The sequence below is a fragment of the Dinoroseobacter sp. S375 genome, from assembly GCF_049800775.1.
In the GTDB taxonomy this organism is placed as follows: domain Bacteria; phylum Pseudomonadota; class Alphaproteobacteria; order Rhodobacterales; family Rhodobacteraceae; genus Dinoroseobacter.
Window position 1 is genome coordinate 153835 of sequence record NZ_JBNAFR010000009.1, and the last position, 14993, is coordinate 168827.

At 61.4% G+C, this 14993-nt stretch carries 24 protein-coding genes; 2 read left to right on the forward strand and 22 right to left on the reverse strand.

The genetic code is table 11. The features are described 5' to 3' along the window. Nucleotides 1-7 precede the first annotated feature (7 nt). The 3 genes from ACP150_RS17995 to ACP150_RS18005 form a co-directional block, all read right to left on the reverse strand. The gene (locus ACP150_RS17995; RefSeq protein WP_424968071.1) at nucleotides 8-1315 is read right to left on the reverse strand and encodes a replication-associated recombination protein A; all 1308 of its coding nucleotides are present in this window, start codon (nucleotides 1313-1315) and stop codon (nucleotides 8-10) included. A 149-nt stretch (nucleotides 1316-1464) separates the two neighbouring features. Beyond that, nucleotides 1465-2052, reverse strand: a complete 588-nt coding sequence (locus ACP150_RS18000) for an acyl-homoserine-lactone synthase (protein ID WP_424968072.1) — start codon at nucleotides 2050-2052, stop codon at nucleotides 1465-1467. 55 nt (nucleotides 2053-2107) lie between these two features. Beyond that, complete coding sequence (locus ACP150_RS18005) at nucleotides 2108-2719, reverse strand: autoinducer binding domain-containing protein (protein WP_424968073.1); 612 nt, start codon at nucleotides 2717-2719, stop codon at nucleotides 2108-2110. 114 nt (nucleotides 2720-2833) lie between these two features. Between ACP150_RS18005 and ACP150_RS18010 the strand changes: the two genes are divergently transcribed. Continuing rightward, nucleotides 2834-2989, forward strand: coding sequence for a hypothetical protein (locus ACP150_RS18010; protein ID WP_424968074.1), 156 nt, complete (start codon nucleotides 2834-2836; stop codon nucleotides 2987-2989). A gap of 74 nt (nucleotides 2990-3063) precedes the next feature. Here the strand turns inward: ACP150_RS18010 and rplQ are convergent, their stop codons facing one another. The 7 genes from rplQ to rplO all read right to left on the reverse strand — a co-directional run bounded on the left by rplQ (nucleotide 3064) and on the right by rplO (nucleotide 8195). Next, nucleotides 3064-3480 (reverse strand): 50S ribosomal protein L17, encoded by a 417-nt coding sequence (gene rplQ / locus ACP150_RS18015; RefSeq protein WP_424968075.1) that lies wholly within the window; start codon nucleotides 3478-3480, stop codon nucleotides 3064-3066. Between the two features lie 111 nt (nucleotides 3481-3591). After that, nucleotides 3592-4608, reverse strand: coding sequence for a DNA-directed RNA polymerase subunit alpha (locus ACP150_RS18020; protein ID WP_424968112.1), 1017 nt, complete (start codon nucleotides 4606-4608; stop codon nucleotides 3592-3594). A gap of 115 nt (nucleotides 4609-4723) precedes the next feature. Then, nucleotides 4724-5113, reverse strand: coding sequence for a 30S ribosomal protein S11 (rpsK, locus tag ACP150_RS18025; protein WP_424968076.1), 390 nt, complete (start codon nucleotides 5111-5113; stop codon nucleotides 4724-4726). 15 nt (nucleotides 5114-5128) lie between these two features. After that, entirely contained in the window at nucleotides 5129-5497 is a 369-nt protein-coding gene (gene rpsM / locus ACP150_RS18030; RefSeq protein ID WP_424968077.1) for a 30S ribosomal protein S13, read from the reverse strand. A 161-nt stretch (nucleotides 5498-5658) separates the two neighbouring features. Then, nucleotides 5659-6240 carry an adenylate kinase gene (locus ACP150_RS18035; protein WP_424968078.1) on the reverse strand — a complete coding sequence of 194 codons (582 nt, stop codon included), beginning with the start codon at nucleotides 6238-6240 and terminating at the stop codon, nucleotides 5659-5661. After that, nucleotides 6237-7598: a preprotein translocase subunit SecY gene (gene secY, locus ACP150_RS18040; protein ID WP_424968079.1), complete on the reverse strand. Its 1362-nt coding sequence runs from the start codon at nucleotides 7596-7598 to the stop codon at nucleotides 6237-6239. Before secY ends, ACP150_RS18035 begins: the two co-directional genes overlap by 4 nt. Nucleotides 7599-7721: 123 nt before the next feature. Then, the gene (gene rplO / locus ACP150_RS18045) at nucleotides 7722-8195 is read right to left on the reverse strand and encodes a 50S ribosomal protein L15 (RefSeq protein ID WP_424968080.1); all 474 of its coding nucleotides are present in this window, start codon (nucleotides 8193-8195) and stop codon (nucleotides 7722-7724) included. Nucleotides 8196-8564: 369 nt separating this feature from the next. On the opposite strand from rplO, the gene ACP150_RS18050 reads away from it, so the two are divergent. Further along, on the forward strand, nucleotides 8565-8915 hold the full coding sequence (locus ACP150_RS18050) for a hypothetical protein (protein WP_424968081.1): 351 nt from the start codon (nucleotides 8565-8567) through the stop codon (nucleotides 8913-8915). A 644-nt stretch (nucleotides 8916-9559) separates the two neighbouring features. On the opposite strand, the gene rpmD is transcribed toward ACP150_RS18050, so the two are convergent. The 12 genes from rpmD to ACP150_RS18110 all read right to left on the reverse strand — a co-directional run bounded on the left by rpmD (nucleotide 9560) and on the right by ACP150_RS18110 (nucleotide 14736). Next, complete coding sequence (gene rpmD / locus ACP150_RS18055; protein ID WP_085892909.1) at nucleotides 9560-9748, reverse strand: 50S ribosomal protein L30; 189 nt, start codon at nucleotides 9746-9748, stop codon at nucleotides 9560-9562. Nucleotides 9749-9760: 12 nt separating this feature from the next. Further along, on the reverse strand, nucleotides 9761-10330 hold the full coding sequence (gene rpsE / locus ACP150_RS18060) for a 30S ribosomal protein S5 (protein WP_424968082.1): 570 nt from the start codon (nucleotides 10328-10330) through the stop codon (nucleotides 9761-9763). A gap of 129 nt (nucleotides 10331-10459) precedes the next feature. Continuing rightward, nucleotides 10460-10819: a 50S ribosomal protein L18 gene (gene rplR, locus ACP150_RS18065; protein WP_424968083.1), complete on the reverse strand. Its 360-nt coding sequence runs from the start codon at nucleotides 10817-10819 to the stop codon at nucleotides 10460-10462. Nucleotides 10820-10830: 11 nt separating this feature from the next. After that, nucleotides 10831-11364 (reverse strand): 50S ribosomal protein L6, encoded by a 534-nt coding sequence (gene rplF, locus ACP150_RS18070; protein ID WP_424968084.1) that lies wholly within the window; start codon nucleotides 11362-11364, stop codon nucleotides 10831-10833. Nucleotides 11365-11376: 12 nt separating this feature from the next. Then, complete coding sequence (gene rpsH, locus ACP150_RS18075; protein ID WP_424968114.1) at nucleotides 11377-11766, reverse strand: 30S ribosomal protein S8; 390 nt, start codon at nucleotides 11764-11766, stop codon at nucleotides 11377-11379. Between the two features lie 16 nt (nucleotides 11767-11782). Next, nucleotides 11783-12088, reverse strand: coding sequence for a 30S ribosomal protein S14 (gene rpsN / locus ACP150_RS18080; protein ID WP_424968085.1), 306 nt, complete (start codon nucleotides 12086-12088; stop codon nucleotides 11783-11785). A gap of 18 nt (nucleotides 12089-12106) precedes the next feature. Then, entirely contained in the window at nucleotides 12107-12670 is a 564-nt protein-coding gene (gene rplE / locus ACP150_RS18085; RefSeq protein WP_424968086.1) for a 50S ribosomal protein L5, read from the reverse strand. Next, the gene (gene rplX, locus ACP150_RS18090) at nucleotides 12670-12975 is read right to left on the reverse strand and encodes a 50S ribosomal protein L24 (RefSeq protein WP_424968087.1); all 306 of its coding nucleotides are present in this window, start codon (nucleotides 12973-12975) and stop codon (nucleotides 12670-12672) included. The genes rplE and rplX overlap by 1 nt, the downstream gene beginning before the upstream one ends. 1 nt (nucleotide 12976) lies before the next feature. Continuing rightward, nucleotides 12977-13345 (reverse strand): 50S ribosomal protein L14, encoded by a 369-nt coding sequence (rplN, locus tag ACP150_RS18095; protein WP_424968088.1) that lies wholly within the window; start codon nucleotides 13343-13345, stop codon nucleotides 12977-12979. Nucleotides 13346-13417: 72 nt separating this feature from the next. Then, entirely contained in the window at nucleotides 13418-13648 is a 231-nt protein-coding gene (gene rpsQ, locus ACP150_RS18100) for a 30S ribosomal protein S17 (protein ID WP_424968089.1), read from the reverse strand. A gap of 12 nt (nucleotides 13649-13660) precedes the next feature. Then, the gene (gene rpmC / locus ACP150_RS18105; RefSeq protein ID WP_424968115.1) at nucleotides 13661-13867 is read right to left on the reverse strand and encodes a 50S ribosomal protein L29; all 207 of its coding nucleotides are present in this window, start codon (nucleotides 13865-13867) and stop codon (nucleotides 13661-13663) included. Between the two features lie 218 nt (nucleotides 13868-14085). Continuing rightward, the gene (locus ACP150_RS18110) at nucleotides 14086-14736 is read right to left on the reverse strand and encodes a hypothetical protein (protein WP_424968090.1); all 651 of its coding nucleotides are present in this window, start codon (nucleotides 14734-14736) and stop codon (nucleotides 14086-14088) included. Between the last annotated feature and the right edge of the window lie 257 nt (nucleotides 14737-14993).

Consider the following 14993-nt stretch of genomic DNA (forward strand, 5'->3'; position numbering starts at 1 on the left):
GCGGATGTCAACTCTGCCTCTTGGCGCGGAGCTTGTTGAAATAGGCCATGCGTTTGGCCAGATCCCGTTCGAACCCGCGCTCAACCGGGGCAAAAAGTCTTGGCCGCGGCATGTCATCCGGAAAGTAGTTCTGCCCCGAGAACCCGTCCTCGGCGTCATGGTCATAGGCGTAATCCGCGCCATAGCCTTCGGCCTTCATCAGGGCCGTGGGCGCATTCAGGATATGCTTGGGCGGCGGGGCCGAGCCGCTGGATTTCGCAAGCTTCATGGCCGCCTTGTAGGCCGTGTAGGACGCGTTGGATTTCGGCGCCAGCGCGAGATAGAGCACCGCCTGCGCGATAGCGAGTTCCCCCTCGGGGCTGCCCAGCCGCTCATAAGTCTGCCACGCATCCAGACAGAGCCGCTGGGCCTGGGGATCGGCGAGGCCGATATCCTCGACACTCATCCGGGTGATCCGCCGCATCAGATAGCGCGGGTCCTCGCCTGCCGTCAGCATCCGCGCCAGCCAATAAAGCGCGGCCTCCGGGTCCGAGCCGCGTACGGATTTGTGCAGCGCCGAGATCAGGTTGTAATGCCCGTCCCCGGACTTGTCGTATTGCGCCGCGCGCTGGCTGAGACGCTGCCCCAGCGTCTTGGCATCGAGCGGGGCCTCCGGGGTCCAGCGGGAAATCTGCTCGATCAGGTTTAAAAGCGCGCGCCCGTCCCCATCGGCCATCTCCAGCAGGGCCGCCCGCCCCCCCGGATCCAGCGGCAGGGCCGCGCCCAGCAAGCTCTCGGCCCGGGCGGCGAGTTTTTCCAGCGCGGCAAGGTCCAGCCGGTGCAGCACCAGAACCTGAGACCGGCTCAGCACAGCGGCGTTCAGCTCAAAGGACGGGTTCTCGGTGGTCGCGCCCACCAGCAGGATCGTGCCGTCCTCCATATGGGGCAGAAAGCCGTCCTGCTGGGCCTTGTTGAAGCGATGTATCTCATCCACGAACAAGAGCGTGCCCTGCCCCGAGCGGCGGCGCAGGCGCGCGGCATCGAAGACTTTGCGCAGTTCCGGCACGCCGGTGAAAATCGCACTGATCTGCACGAATTCCAGATCGGTCTCATGGGCCAGCAGCCGGGCGATGGTGGTCTTGCCCACGCCGGGCGGGCCCCAGAAGATCACCGAGCCGAGCGATCCGCCGGCCAGCATGGCGCCCAGCGGACCCTCTTCATCCAGAAGGTGATCCTGTCCGATGACCTCGGAGAGCTGCGCCGGGCGCAGCCGGTCGGCCAGGGGCCGCGGGGCCGCTTCGGCCTCGTCCTCATCCGTGTCAAAGAGGTCCGCCATCTCAGCCCCGCCCCGCCGAGGCAGACACGCGCTCGGACACGGCGCGGGGTGAGGGCGAAACCAGAGGGCGCAAGGAGCAGAAACGTGGCAGCATGCTCCGATGATATGCGCCCTCCGGGGGTCTTACACAAGCATCCCAAGCGCCGGGATCAGTGCAGCTTGCGGGTCAGATCGATGGAGACGCATTGGTTGTCGACACCGTCGATCTCCATGATGCGGCCTGCGGGTTCGATATCGAGCCCCAGCCGGTCGGCAAAGCGGGTCCAGACCGCAGGGACAAGCCCGATCACCTTGGAGGCGCCATTGTCGCGGGCGGCCTTGGTCATCTCGCCGATCAGGAAGGCGTGCACCCGACGACGGATCTTCTGCGGAGTCGTGTGCGAAACGAACACCCGGCTCGATTCCCAGATGCTCTCGTCCACCGGCGCGGGACCATAGAGCAGGTCCTGCGGGATGGAATCCAGCAGGCCCATCTGGGCGTCCCGGATCATGTAGGTATAGATCCCGCAGCGCGCCGTGGTGGGGGTCAGCCGGATGCCGGCATAGACCTCGCCGAATTCGTGAACGGCCACCCAGCGGCTCGCGGGCGTGTCGTATTGATCATACTCCATGCCCATGGCCTCCGGCAGGTCCCATTTGTTCTGGACGATGAACGACTGTCGTCTAGCGCGAAAAAGATTCGCAAATAACTCGCCATGGTTGTGCAGATTTTCGAACGAAAGAGTGGTGGTTTGCATGGGTCAGTCTCCAGTTTGTGGTGGGTCGATAGTCAGTCGACCGAAACGACGCCCGTCAGAGCAACCGGTAATCCTTTGCCCGCTGAATGGCTTCGGCTGTGGTACGTGCCATCAGCTTCTGTCTCGCCGCAGTCAGGCGAGCTTTCAACGCACTTTCAGAAATACCCAGCTTGGCAGCAGCTGCGGTGTGACGGTCGCCGGCCGCAATATGGCCGAGCGCTTCGATCTGTGCCTTGGTGAGGCTGTCCGGCGGCGTCGTGGTGTCGTGAAGCCGCAGAACAATCGCTTGGATGGCCGAGATTTCGTCATCCGTGAATTCACGGTCCGACCGGGCAGCTCCGGCGATGGTCCGCGATTTGATCTCGCCGCAAGAGACGGCGACACCATAGTTCAGCCCGAACCGAGCAGCATCTTTGAGGATGCCAAACGGATCGGGTATTCCGATCTCGCTCCACCTAGTGGCCCCGGTCATCCCGAAGCCCCACGCCAAAAGGGGGTCGCGCAGGGCATAGGCCTGCTCGGTGTAGCGGTCTTTCCATTCCTGGGGATAGGTTTGGTAGTCCATGAGCGGGGCGGCGAACCGGATATGCAGGCCGATATAGTAGCCAGCCGGGGAAAGAAGCCCCAGTTGATGCAATTCCAGATCTATGCCGAGTTTCGTGGACATGTCTTTTTAGACAAGTTGCGAGAATCCACGTCAAGCTTCAAAACTATTCTACCGAAGGTTGTAACGAGGTATCGAATGCCCGCAAAAATAAGTCCGGGCCTGTTTGCGCGCGTCATGGCATTGCCCGACGCCGCCCGGGAAGATTTGCTAGAGTTTATGGGCGGTTCGCCTGTTGATGACACGTGTCTCGAGGCCCTCATCGATGACATTTCGGATCGTATTGAAGCCGAACGTCAGCAGCGAAAAGCCAAGGTCTCAGAGCCGAATTAACGGATCTGACCACACGTCAAAAAAAACCCCGCTTCTGGCGGGGTTTTTTACATCTTCGAGCTATACTCGCTGAATTAAAGGGCGTTTTCTTCCGCCTCGACGCGGGCTTTGTCAGCCGCGCCTTTTGCGTCCACATCCCGGTCGACAAACTCGATGATCGCCATCGGAGCCATGTCGCCATAGCGGAAGCCAGCCTTCATGATACGGACATAGCCGCCCTGACGCTCGGCATAGCGCGGGCCCAGCACGTCAAACAGCTTCGCCACATAGGCGTCCTGCTTGAGCTGAGCGGCCGCCTGGCGGCGCGCATGGAGGTCCCCACGCTTGGCCAGCGTGATCATTTTCTCGATGATCGGACGCAGTTCCTTTGCTTTCGGCAAAGTCGTCTTGATCTGTTCATGTTCGATGAGCGACCCGGCCATGTTAGCGAACAGGGCCTTGCGGTGCTCATGGGTGCGGTTCAGGCGGCGATAGCCTCTCGCGTGACGCATTTTCTTACTCCGTAGCTTTGTTTTGCTTTGTCCGGCAGCCGATGCGTGTCAGCCGCTCTCCTTGGGGCGGGATGCCCGGGGGTGGGCCGGCGGGTTGCCCCGCCGATCCGATCAGAATTGATCTTCGAATTTCTTCGCCAGATCCTCAATGTTCTCAGGCGGCCAGTCGAGGATATCCATCCCCAGATGCAGGCCCATGCCCGAGAGCACTTCCTTGATCTCGTTGAGCGACTTGCGGCCGAAGTTCGGCGTGCGCAGCATCTCGGCTTCGGTTTTCTGGATGAGATCCCCGATATACACGATGTTGTCGTTCTTCAGGCAGTTCGCAGACCGCACCGACAGCTCGAGCTCGTCGACCTTCTTGAGCAGCAGCGGGTTGAATTCCAGATCGTCTTCTTCGGTCTGGCTGCGCGCCGCTTCGGGCTCGTCGAAGTTCACGAACACCGACAGCTGGTCCTGAAGGATCCGCGCGGCATAGGCCACGGCATCGTCCGGGCTGACGGAGCCATCGGTTTCGAGCTTGAGGGTCAGCTTGTCATAGTCGAGCACCTGCCCCTCGCGGGTCGGCTGCACGTCATAGGAGACCTTCTTGACCGGCGAGTAGATCGCATCGATCGGGATCAGGCCGATCGGCGCGTCCTCGGGACGGTTCTTGTCCGCCGAGACATAGCCCTTGCCGGTGTTGACGATCAGTTCCATGAACAGATCCGCCCCGTCATCCAGGTGGCAGATCACGTGCTCGCGGTTCAGAACCTCGATGCCCGCGCTCTCGGAAATGTCGCCTGCGGTCACAACCCGCGGCCCTTTGGCCGAGATCGAAACCCGCTTGGGACCTTCGACTTCCATGCGCATGGAGACCTGCTTGAGGTTCAGCACGATATCCGTGACATCCTCGCGCACGCCTGCAACGCTGGAAAACTCATGCAGAACGTTGTCGATCTGCACGCTGGTGATGGCCGCGCCTTGCAGCGAGGACATCAGAACCCGGCGCAGGGCGTTGCCCAGCGTCAGGCCAAAACCGCGCTCGAGCGGCTCTGCCACAACCGTGGCCTGCCGTGCGGGCTCATTGCCCGGCTTGACCTCAAGCTGGGTCGGTTTGATCAGTTCTTGCCAGTTCTTATGGATCATAGGTGTCGCCTCCATGCCTGTCTCCAGCGGTGATCCGTTGCCAGAGACGCCCGAGGTAAAATTGACACCAAGGGCCACGGGACATGCCGCGGCCCTCGGGTAGATAGTCTGTGCCTTAGACGCGGCGGCGCTTCGGCGGGCGGCAGCCGTTATGGGCAATCGGGGTCACGTCACGGATCGCCGTGATGTTGAACCCGACCGCGGCCAGAGCACGCAGCGCGCTCTCACGACCGGACCCGGGACCCTGCACCTGAACCTCGAGCGTCTTCACGCCGTGTTCCTGTGCTTTCTTGCCCGCGTCTTCGGCGGCCATCTGGGCGGCGTAGGGGGTGGATTTACGCGAGCCCTTGAAGCCCATCGTCCCTGCGGAGGACCACGAAATCGCGTTGCCCTGCACATCGGAGATGAGGATCTTGGTGTTGTTGAACGAGCTGTTCACATGCGCCACGCCTGCGGCGATGTTCTTGCGTTCTTTTTTCTTCGTGCGCTGCTTGTCACGTGCCATATCTGCGCCCTCCCCTTACTTCTTCTTGCCGGCAATGGCCTTTGCGGGGCCTTTGCGGGTGCGAGCGTTGGTGTGGGTGCGCTGGCCGCGCACAGGCAGGTTGCGGCGATGACGCAGACCGCGATAGCAGCCCAGATCCATCAGACGCTTGATGTTCATCTGGGTCTCGCGACGCAGGTCACCTTCGACCGTGTAGTTCGCGTCGATATGCTCGCGGATCGCGAGGATCTCACCGTCCGACAGCTCGTTGAGGCGACGGCTCTCTTCGATACCGACCGCTTCGCAAATCGCTTTCGCGGAGCTGGGGCCGATCCCGGTGATGTAGGTGAGGGCGATGGGTGCGCGCTTGCCCGTGGGCAGGTTCACGCCAGCGATACGTGCCAAATCGTCTTTCCTTTTCGTTGCGGTTCCGTGGTTCCAGAACCTTTTTTCACAACCAAAAGCCCGTGGAGGCTCCACGGGCCCGGACCGGGACAACCGGACGAGGAATCGCCCATCCCGGGATGCGTTGACCTAGGCCCGTTCAGACCGGAGGTCAACCCAATTCAAATGCTGTCAAGAGTTTTCTTGATCTCGCCCGCAACCACATCAATCTCGGCCAGTCCATCCACCGAGCGCAGCGCTTTGTGCGCGTGGTAATAGCCGATCAGCGGCGAGGTCTTTTTGTAGTATTCGATCAGCCGTTTCTTGAGGCTTTCCGCGTTGTCATCGGCCCGCACCGGCTCGCCGGCGGCGGCGGCTTCCTTGGCCCGGTTGACGATCCGGTCGACGAGGACCTCGTCATGGACCGCAAGCTCGATCACGCAGTCGAGGCTCTGCCCCATCTTTTCAAGCAGCGCGCCGAGGGCGTCCGCCTGACCCAGCGTTCTCGGGAAGCCGTCGAAGATGAAACCGTTGCCCTCCGCCGATTGCAGCTTTTCCTCGATCAGGCCGATCACGATCTCATCGGTGACAAGGCCACCGGAGTCCATGATTGCGGCGACCTTCTGGCCCATCTCCGTGCCGGAGGCGCGCGCCTCCCGGAGCATGTCACCCGTGGAGAGCTGGACCATGCCGCGCTCGCTCACAAGCCGTGCGGCCTGTGTTCCCTTACCGGCCCCCGGAGGCCCAAGCAGAATAATGTTCATCGACGTGCCGGGCTCCTCTTCCCTTTGCCGCGTTTCTTGCCGCGCAGCTGGGACTTTTCAATAAGCCCTTCGTATTGGTGCGCCAGCAGATGGGACTGGATTTGTTGGACAGTGTCCATCCCCACCGACACGATAATCAGGATCGAGGTCCCGCCGAAATAGGCCGTGATGGCCAGTTCCGTCCGCACCATCTCGGGGATGAGACAGACAAGCGCCAGATATCCCGAGCCCACCACGAGGATGCGGCTCACCACATAATCGAGATATTCCTCGGTCTTCTTGCCCGGGCGGATCCCCGGAATGAAGCCGTTCTGGTTCTTAAGATTGTCAGCCACATCCTCGGTCTTGAACGAGACATTGGCGGTGTAGAAATAGGTGAAGAAGATGATCATGCCCGCAAAAAACAGCAGGTAGAGCGGCTGCCCTGGCCCGAAATAGGCGAGGATCGTCGACATGATCGGTCCCGATTGCCCGCCCGAGAAGGTGCTGATCGTCGTCGGCAGCAGCAGGAGCGAGCTGGCAAAGATCGCGGGGATCACGCCGGCGGGGTTGATCTTCACCGGCAGGTGCGAGGACCCGCCGTCATACATCTTCATCCCTACCTGACGGCGCGGGTACTGGATATGGATCTTGCGCAGCGCCCTCTCCATGAAGACCACGAAGACCAGCGTGCCCAGCAGCATGGCCACCACGCCCAGGATCACCGGGGTCGAGAGCGCACCTGAGCGGCCCGAGGCAAAGAACTGCGCCAGAGCGGCGGGCAGTTCGGCGATGATGCCCACGAAGATGATCAGCGAGATGCCGTTGCCGATGCCGCGCTGGGTGATCTGCTCGCCCAGCCACATCAGGAACATGGTGCCGCCCACAAGGGTGATCACGCAGGCCGCGCGGAAATACCAGCCCGGATCGGTCACCAGACCGCCGGATTCAAGGCTCACCGCCAGCCCATAGGCCTGGAAGGTCGCCAGGAACACCGTGCCGTAGCGCGTGTATTGGTTGATCTTCTTGCGGCCCTGCTCGCCCTCTTTCTTGAGCTGCTCAAGCTGCGGCACCATGGCCGTCAGAAGCTGCACGATGATCGAGGCCGAGATATAGGGCATGATCCCCAGCGCGAAGATCCCCATCCGGGAGATCGCACCGCCGGTGAACATGTTCAGAACGCCACCAAGACCGGCGGCTGCCTGGTCCATGAACTCCCGCAGCTGCGCGCCGTCGATCCCCGGCACCGGGATATAGGTTCCCAGCCGGTATACGATCAAAAGACCCAGGGTGAAGAAGATCCGCTGTCTGAGCTCGGTCGCCTTCCCCAAGGCGCTCCAGCTCATGTTGGCGGCCATTTGCTCTGCTGCTGATGCCATATCTCGTTCCTCGGGGCCGTATGATGGGCGTCTAATGAACAACGCCGCCAAACCGTTTCCCGGTCAGGCGGCGTTGGAAAACTGATATCAGATGTAAGGACCGCTCGGGCCGCTCACAACCGGTTACGCAGCCGCCTGCGCAGATGTGACCGAAAGGGAGCCACCGGCCTTCTCAACCGCGTCCACGGCGGATTTGGAGGCACCGGTCACGGTCAGCTCGACCTTGGAGGTCAGCTCGCCCTTGGCCAGCACGCGCACACCGTCCAGCTTGCGACGGATCAGGCCGGAGGCCAGCAGCGTGTCCTCGGTGATCGGTGCGGAGGCGTCGAGCTTGCCCGCTTCGATGAATTTCTGGATCAGGCCCAGGTTCACCACGGCGTAGCTCTTCTTGTTACGGCTGTTGAAGCCACGCTTCGGCAGGCGCTGGTAGAGCGGCATCTGGCCACCCTCGTACCCCTTGATCGCCACACCCGAACGGGACTTCTGACCCTTGATCCCGCGACCGGCGGTTTTACCCATGCCGGAGCCCGGGCCACGGCCAACGCGCTTGCGGGGTTTGGTTGCGCCAGGATTGTCGCGCAGTTCGTTGAGTTTCATATCGCTTCTCCTTGCCGGATGCGGGGATCGAAGCGAAAGCCCCCGACCTCGGCGTTTCTTGCTTGTTGTTAGACTCGGGTCCTGAGACCACCGGGGGCGTATACGCGGGCGCGGGCCATGGTTCAAGCCCTTCCCGCTCTGGCGCGCGCAGATGCCCCCACTTGGGTCGGTGCGCGGACCAAGCTCGGCACGTTTTGGGTCTGTCCTGCGCAGTCCACGGGCCCGCAATGCAAGGGCCACCGCGCCTTGCATTCGCTCCAAGAGTGCTTCCCGGCACATCTGCAATGCGGCAGTGCAGCGGGAAAAATCCTTGTGGCGAGGGGGTATAGCGTGCCACGCTGGCCCCCTATCGAAGACGGAGATTAGCCAATGAAGTATTTCATAGCCACCATTGCAACTGCCTGTGTCCTCAGCGCATGCGCGCCCACGGAAGACATGTCCATGGCCACAGCGGTCGACCCGTTCATCGGCAAGAGCCTCGTTGCCGCCGATGGCACCACCTTCAAGTTCATGTCCGATGGCTCGGTCGGTGGCATGTTGGGCGGCGAAGAGATTGTCGGAGCCTACACGGTGGACGGCGCAGAGATCTGCAGCACCTACAGCGCGCCGGAGCGCCTGACCGGCCGCGAGTTCTGCTCGGTCCCGAGTATCGATGGCGAGAGCGTCGTCTTCAACCGCCGCGATGGCAGCCAGTCGGCGGTCTATAATATTCAGGGGTGAACTGCCCCATCATGGTGGCGTCGTGCCGCCCACAGGAAAACGCCCCGGATCTCCGGGGCGTTGTCGTTTTGGGGTGTCGCTTCCGGCGCTGACCTAAGCGCGGCGCTGGTGGCGCCTCAGAAGCCCCAGCGCTCCATTACCGAGCACCGCCAAGGGGAAGAACGCAGGGATCGGAATGGGAGGCACATGGAGGTCAAAGCTGCGGACCTGATGCATGATACTCGCCCCACCCGTGGAGCCGGTGAAGCCGACGTAGGACTGTGAGCCTACGATGTCGAAGAGGGTGAGATCGGCGGAGACGAGAGGCGTGGCGAGCCTTACATCCGTGATAGCAGCAAACATATCGAGGGGCGAGCGTCCTACGCGACACAGACAGAAAGGGCGTCCGGGGTCTCGGTCCTGCAACCCGGCGGGTCGGTGGCAATCGAGGCGACGCTGCCTTTCAGGTTGATCCCCACATGGTTTCCGTCCGGACCGGCGCACTGAGTGTTTTGCCACGTGTCGCGAGCGCCCCCGATACTGCTGGTGGCACCGTCAAGCCGGGCCGGGCGAGATCCCCCTCGCCCAACCCCACACGCAAAAAGGCCCCGCAGAACTTGCGGGGCCTTTTGAATATCGTGAAATGAAATCGGAAGGCGGGTGCCTTACCCTTTTTCCTCGATGATCTCGACCATGTGCGGGATCTTGTTGATCATGCCGCGCACTGCCGGGGTGTCTTCGAGTTCACGCACACGGTGCATCTTGTTCAGGCCCAGGCCGATCAGCGTCTGACGCTGCTTTTCCGGGCGGCGGATCGGGGAGCCGATCTGCTTGATGACGATGGTTTTTGCCATGGTCCGCTCTCCTTACGCTTCGGCCGGCTCAGCAGCCGTCTCGGTTTCGGGCTTCTTGAGGATGTCAGACACCTTCTTGCCGCGACGCTGCGCGACCATCCGGGGGCTGGTTTCCTTCGTCAGGCCGTTCAGCGTGGCGCGGATCATGTTGTAGGGGTTCTGGGAGCCGATGGACTTGGCCACCACGTCCTGAACGCCCAGCATTTCGAACACAGCACGCATCGGACCACCGGCGATGATCCCGGTACCTTGCGGAGCGGTGCGCATCATGACCTTGCCGGCGCCGTGGCGGCCTTCCATGTCATGGTGCAGCGTCCGGCCTTCCCGCAGGGGCACGCGGATCATCTGACGCTTGGCCTGCTCGGTGGCCTTGCGGATCGCCTCGGGCACCTCTTTGGCCTTGCCCTTGCCGAAGCCCACACGGCCCCGCTGATCGCCGACGACAACAAGCGCGGCAAAGCCGAAACGCTTACCGCCCTTGACGGTCTTGGACACACGGTTGATTGCGACCAGACGGTCTGCAAATTCAGGGGTCTCATCGCGATCGTCACGACGTCCCCGACGGTTATCACGCTCTGCCATTGCGGGCTCCTTGCGTTTTAATTTGGGTCAATCCTGGTGACCGGACCCGGCCCCGGATCATCGAGGGCGCCCCGGCGGAGCGCCCTACGGTGTTGTTTGTCCTCGCGCGGCAGGTGCCACGCGAAGGCCTTAGAACTTCAGACCACCTTCGCGGGCGGCGTCGGCCAGAGCCTTCACCTTGCCGTGAAAGAGGAAGCCGCCGCGGTCGAAATAGCACTCTTCGACACCGGCCTTCTTGGCCCGCTCGGCAATCGCCGCACCCACCTTGGCGGAGGCTTCGACATTGTTCTTGCCGACGACGCCCAGATCCTTCTCGAGGGTCGAGGCGGAGGCCAGAGTGCGCCCTTCCAGATCGTCGATCAGCTGAACGCTGATGTTCTTGCCGGAGCGGTGCACGGACAGGCGCGGACGCCCATCTGCCATCTTCTTCAGTTTGTTCCGAACGCGCAGGCGGCGCTTCAAGAACAGGTCTCGTTTGCTGTTTGCCATTGTCTGCGTCCTTACTTCTTCTTGCCTTCCTTGCGGAAGATGAACTCGCCCTTATAGCGGATCCCTTTGCCCTTGTAGGGCTCGGGCTTGCGCCAGTCGCGGATATTGGCCGCGACCTGACCGACGAGTTGCTCATCCGTGCCCTCGATCACGATCTCGGTGACCTTCGGGCAGGTGACGGTGACGCCCGCGGGGACGTCGTAGTTCACCTCGTGGGAGAGGCCGAGGTTCAGCTTCAGGGTGTTGCCCTGCATCTGAGCCCGGTAACCCACGCCCTGGATTTCCAGCTCTTTCTTGAAGCCGCTCGTGACGCCGGTCACAAGGTTGCCGACCATGGTGCGGGACATGCCCCACTGCTGGCGGGCGCGCTTGGACTTGCCGCGCGGCTCGATGGTGACAACGTTGTCCTCGACCTTGAGGGTCACGTCGTCAGTGGCGGTGAAGCTGCGGGTGGCCTTGGGCCCCTTCACTTCGATGGTCTGGCCGGACACGGAGGCGGTAACACCTGCGGGCAGCTCGACCGGTTTCTTACCAATACGGGACATCGCAGGACCTCCTTAGAAGACCGTGCAAAGCACTTCGCCGCCAACATTGGCAGAGCGTGCATTTGCATCCGACATGACACCGCGCGGTGTGGAAACGATGGAAACACCCAGGCCCTGACGGACCGAGGGGATCTCTTTCGAGCCCATATACACACGACGGCCAGGCTTGGAGACGCGCTTGAGCTCGCGGATCACCGGAACGCCTTCGTAGTATTTCAGGCTGATTTCCAGCTCCGGGTGCTTGCTGTCTTCGACCTTGTCATAGCCACGGATGTAGCCTTCGTCGGTCAGAACATCGAGCACCCAGGCGCGCAGCTTGGAGGCCGGCGTGCGGACGGTGGACTTGCCACGCATCTGCGCATTCCGGATACGGGTCAGCATATCGCCGAGAGGATCGTTCATCATGGTCTAACCCTCCTTACCAGCTGGACTTCACGAGGCCAGGGATCTGACCTGCGGAGCCGAGGTCGCGCAGGGCGATCCGGCTGATTTTCAGCTTGCGGTAGTAAGCGTGCGGACGACCGGTGAGCTGGCAGCGGTTGTGCAGCCGGGTCGCCGAGCTGTTGCGCGGCAGTTCAGCGAGCTTCAGGCGCGCCTTGAAGCGCTCTTCCATCGGCTTGCTCTCGTCATTCGCGATCTCTTTGAGCGCGGCCCGCTTGGCGGCGTATTTTGCCACCAGCTTCTCGCGCTTCTTTTCGCGTTCGATCATTGCTTTTTTAGCCATATCAGTCTCTCCCGCGCGTCACGAGTTGAAGGGCATGTTGAAATGCTTCAACAGCGCTTTCGCTTCCGCGTCGTTTGCCGCGGTGGTGCAGATAATGATGTCCAGACCCCAGACCTCATCAACCTTGTCGAAGTTGATCTCGGGGAAAACGATGTGCTCCTTCATGCCCATGGCGTAGTTGCCACGGCCATCGAACGCTGTGCCTTTGACGCCGCGGAAGTCGCGGATCCGGGGCATGGCGATCGTGATCAGACGATCGAGGAATTCGTACATCCGGTCCCCGCGCAGGGTCACCTTGGCGCCGAGCGGCATGTCTTCACGCACCCGGAAGCCCGCGATGGACTTCTTGGCTTTCGTGACCATGGCCTTTTGACCAGCGATCGCGGTCAGGTCTTCCTGAGCCGATTTCGCCTTCTTGCTGTCTTTGACAGCTTCGGCACCGCAGCCAATGTTGAGAACAATCTTCTCAAGGCGCGGGATCATCATGTCGTTCTTGTAACCGAACTCTTCCTTCATGGCGGCGCGGATGGTGTCCGCATAGGCCGTCTTCAGGCGCGGTGTGTAGGTTGCAGCGTCCAGCATCAGACAGCCTCCCCGGTGGTCTTGGCGAAGCGAACCTTCTTGCCGTCTTCCTCACGGAAGCCAACGCGGGTCGGTTTGCCGTTGCTGTCCAGAAGCGCCAGGTTGCTCAGGTCGATCGGCATCGCTTGCGGGATGCGGCCACCCTGAGAGTTCTGGGACTGCTTGGCGTGGCGGATGGCGATGTTCAGCCCGTCCACAACAGCCTTGCCGGTCTTCGGGGACACGGAGGAAATCTCACCCTCTTTGCCCTTGTCCTTGCCGGCGAGCACGACGACCTTGTCGCCTTTTTTCAGTTTCGCAGCCATCTCAGAGCACCTCCGGCGCCAGCGAGATGATCTTCATGAAGCTCTTGCCGCGCAACTCGCGCACAACCGGCCCGAAGATACGGGTGCCGACCGGCTCGTTGTTGTTGTTGAGGATCACGGCCGCATTGCGGTCGAAACGAATGGCGGTGCCGTCTTCACGACGGACCTCTTTGGCGGTGCGCACGACGACAGCCTTGCGGACGTCGCCTTTCTTCACGCGGCCGCGTGGGATGGCTTCCTTCACCGAGACGACAATGATGTCGCCCACGGAGGCGTATTTACGCTTGGACCCACCCAGAACCTTGATGCACTGAACTCGGCGCGCGCCGGAGTTGTCAGCGACATCCAGATTGGTTTGCATCTGGATCATGTGGTGTCTCCCGACCTTTGGGGACACCGATGCATGGTGCCCCAGGGTTTCGAATCTGGGAGAAGGGGTCGATTATCCGACGACCACTTCCCAACGTTTCGTTTTCGACATCGGTGCGCATTCCTGGATGCGGACTTTGTCACCGACTTTGAAAGCGTTCTCGGCATCGTGAGCCCGGTACTTCTTGGACTTACGGATGGTCTTCTTCAGAACCGGATGCGTGAAGCGACGCTCCACGGAAACGGTCACGGTCTGAGCATTGGCGGCGCTCGTCACAACGCCATTCAGGATACGCTTGGGCATGTGATGAGGTCCTTATTCGGCAGAGGCCGCAGCAGCGGCTTTTTCGTTGAGCACGGTGGCCACGCGGGCCACATCCCGGCGCACGGAGCGCATGCGGGCGGTGTTCTCAAGCTGGCCTGTCGCCTGCTGGAAACGCAGGTTGAAGGCTTCTTTTTTCAGAGAGGCAAGCTGGTCACGCAGCTCGTCCGGCGTCTTGTCACGCAGTTCATGGGCGTTCATCGCCATTTTCCTTTTTTCAACGTCACTGGCAGGCCCCTTTTGGGTCACCCTGATTCCAGTGGAGGTCAGATGAAGGGGCCGTATAGGCCTGATGCCGTGCTGTGGCAAGCCCGTTATGCGCACCATCGGTCTGAATCGTGCGATCCCAAACAAAACAAGGCCCTCCAAAGAAAAAAGCCCGCCATTCAGCGGGCTTCAATCTGGGTCAGGTCAGGATCTCAGGCTGTGCGCTTGCGCCGACCGACACAGGCGGTTGCCCCAAGAACACCGAGCAGCAACAGACCACTTGCGGGCAAGGGAATTGGGGTCGGTGCAATGCTCGACACACTCTCAAAGACGATGTCGTCGTACCCTGTTGCATCACCCGGGGTCACGATATTGACCCGGGAGAAGAACCCAAGTCCCGTCAGTGTCAGCGTCTGATCAAAAGCGCTGGAGGTCGTTGACACCGACCCTACCAGATTGTCATCGGCGTCAAAGGCGCTCAACGTTGTACCAAGACCATCCCCGCCATCCGTCACCAGGATCGAGAAAAAATCCGTCGCAGCTGTGACGGATTTGTCCGCAGTGTCCACAAAAAAGAAATTTATATCGGGCGTGGTGTCTACGATGCCGCCTCCAAAATTGCCATACAGATGCGCCGGGTCGCTGCCGACTCCATTTGAGACGTCACCGACCACCGCACCCAATCCGCTCGCATCACGGATCAACAGACCGAGGGATGCGAACTGGTCATCGACAACCTGCGCGGCACCTTGAGCCAGGACAGTGTAGTCAGCCTGGTCCACGTCGAAGTTAATGGATATCGGAGCTGCCTGAGCAGCACCCGTGGTGGCCAGCACGGCCAAAAATGTTCTCAAAACCTTCATGGTAAAAACTCCTTGAATTGCTCGAATTGGTTAACATGCACGTCCAGTCGCGTCAAAGACGGTCGCCCGCTATCTTTGGCGCCGCGGGTCCGATCGTCTGGTATGCTACGGGAACAGAAGGATCGCGCCGCAGCAAGCGGGGGCAGATTGAACGGCGGGCGACACCCGAACTGACCTCAAACATCACGACCGCACCTCTGCCGATGTCCACGTCCGGCAAACGTAAAGACCACCTGGCTTCACGGACATGGCCCCTC

What these genes read in the sequence shown, in the direction of transcription:
- ACP150_RS17995 (WP_424968071.1), bottom strand. Translation starts at nt 1,315, where the DNA reads ATGGCGGACCTCTTTGACACGGATGAGGACGAGGCCGAAGCGGCCCCG.
- ACP150_RS18000 (WP_424968072.1), bottom strand. Translation starts at nt 2,052, where the DNA reads ATGCAAACCACCACTCTTTCGTTCGAAAATCTGCACAACCATGGCGAG.
- ACP150_RS18005 (WP_424968073.1), bottom strand. Translation starts at nt 2,719, where the DNA reads ATGTCCACGAAACTCGGCATAGATCTGGAATTGCATCAACTGGGGCTT.
- ACP150_RS18010 (WP_424968074.1), top strand. Translation starts at nt 2,834, where the DNA reads ATGGCATTGCCCGACGCCGCCCGGGAAGATTTGCTAGAGTTTATGGGC.
- rplQ (WP_424968075.1), bottom strand. Translation starts at nt 3,480, where the DNA reads ATGCGTCACGCGAGAGGCTATCGCCGCCTGAACCGCACCCATGAGCAC.
- ACP150_RS18020 (WP_424968112.1), bottom strand. Translation starts at nt 4,608, where the DNA reads ATGATCCATAAGAACTGGCAAGAACTGATCAAACCGACCCAGCTTGAG.
- rpsK (WP_424968076.1), bottom strand. Translation starts at nt 5,113, where the DNA reads ATGGCACGTGACAAGCAGCGCACGAAGAAAAAAGAACGCAAGAACATC.
- ACP150_RS18035 (WP_424968078.1), bottom strand. Translation starts at nt 6,240, where the DNA reads ATGAACATTATTCTGCTTGGGCCTCCGGGGGCCGGTAAGGGAACACAG.
- secY (WP_424968079.1), bottom strand. Translation starts at nt 7,598, where the DNA reads ATGGCATCAGCAGCAGAGCAAATGGCCGCCAACATGAGCTGGAGCGCC.
- rplO (WP_424968080.1), bottom strand. Translation starts at nt 8,195, where the DNA reads ATGAAACTCAACGAACTGCGCGACAATCCTGGCGCAACCAAACCCCGC.
- ACP150_RS18050 (WP_424968081.1), top strand. Translation starts at nt 8,565, where the DNA reads ATGAAGTATTTCATAGCCACCATTGCAACTGCCTGTGTCCTCAGCGCA.
- rpmD (WP_085892909.1), bottom strand. Translation starts at nt 9,748, where the DNA reads ATGGCAAAAACCATCGTCATCAAGCAGATCGGCTCCCCGATCCGCCGC.
- rpsE (WP_424968082.1), bottom strand. Translation starts at nt 10,330, where the DNA reads ATGGCAGAGCGTGATAACCGTCGGGGACGTCGTGACGATCGCGATGAG.
- rplR (WP_424968083.1), bottom strand. Translation starts at nt 10,819, where the DNA reads ATGGCAAACAGCAAACGAGACCTGTTCTTGAAGCGCCGCCTGCGCGTT.
- rplF (WP_424968084.1), bottom strand. Translation starts at nt 11,364, where the DNA reads ATGTCCCGTATTGGTAAGAAACCGGTCGAGCTGCCCGCAGGTGTTACC.
- rpsH (WP_424968114.1), bottom strand. Translation starts at nt 11,766, where the DNA reads ATGAACGATCCTCTCGGCGATATGCTGACCCGTATCCGGAATGCGCAG.
- rpsN (WP_424968085.1), bottom strand. Translation starts at nt 12,088, where the DNA reads ATGGCTAAAAAAGCAATGATCGAACGCGAAAAGAAGCGCGAGAAGCTG.
- rplE (WP_424968086.1), bottom strand. Translation starts at nt 12,670, where the DNA reads ATGCTGGACGCTGCAACCTACACACCGCGCCTGAAGACGGCCTATGCG.
- rplX (WP_424968087.1), bottom strand. Translation starts at nt 12,975, where the DNA reads ATGGCTGCGAAACTGAAAAAAGGCGACAAGGTCGTCGTGCTCGCCGGC.
- rplN (WP_424968088.1), bottom strand. Translation starts at nt 13,345, where the DNA reads ATGATCCAGATGCAAACCAATCTGGATGTCGCTGACAACTCCGGCGCG.
- rpsQ (WP_424968089.1), bottom strand. Translation starts at nt 13,648, where the DNA reads ATGCCCAAGCGTATCCTGAATGGCGTTGTGACGAGCGCCGCCAATGCT.
- rpmC (WP_424968115.1), bottom strand. Translation starts at nt 13,867, where the DNA reads ATGAACGCCCATGAACTGCGTGACAAGACGCCGGACGAGCTGCGTGAC.
- ACP150_RS18110 (WP_424968090.1), bottom strand. Translation starts at nt 14,736, where the DNA reads ATGAAGGTTTTGAGAACATTTTTGGCCGTGCTGGCCACCACGGGTGCT.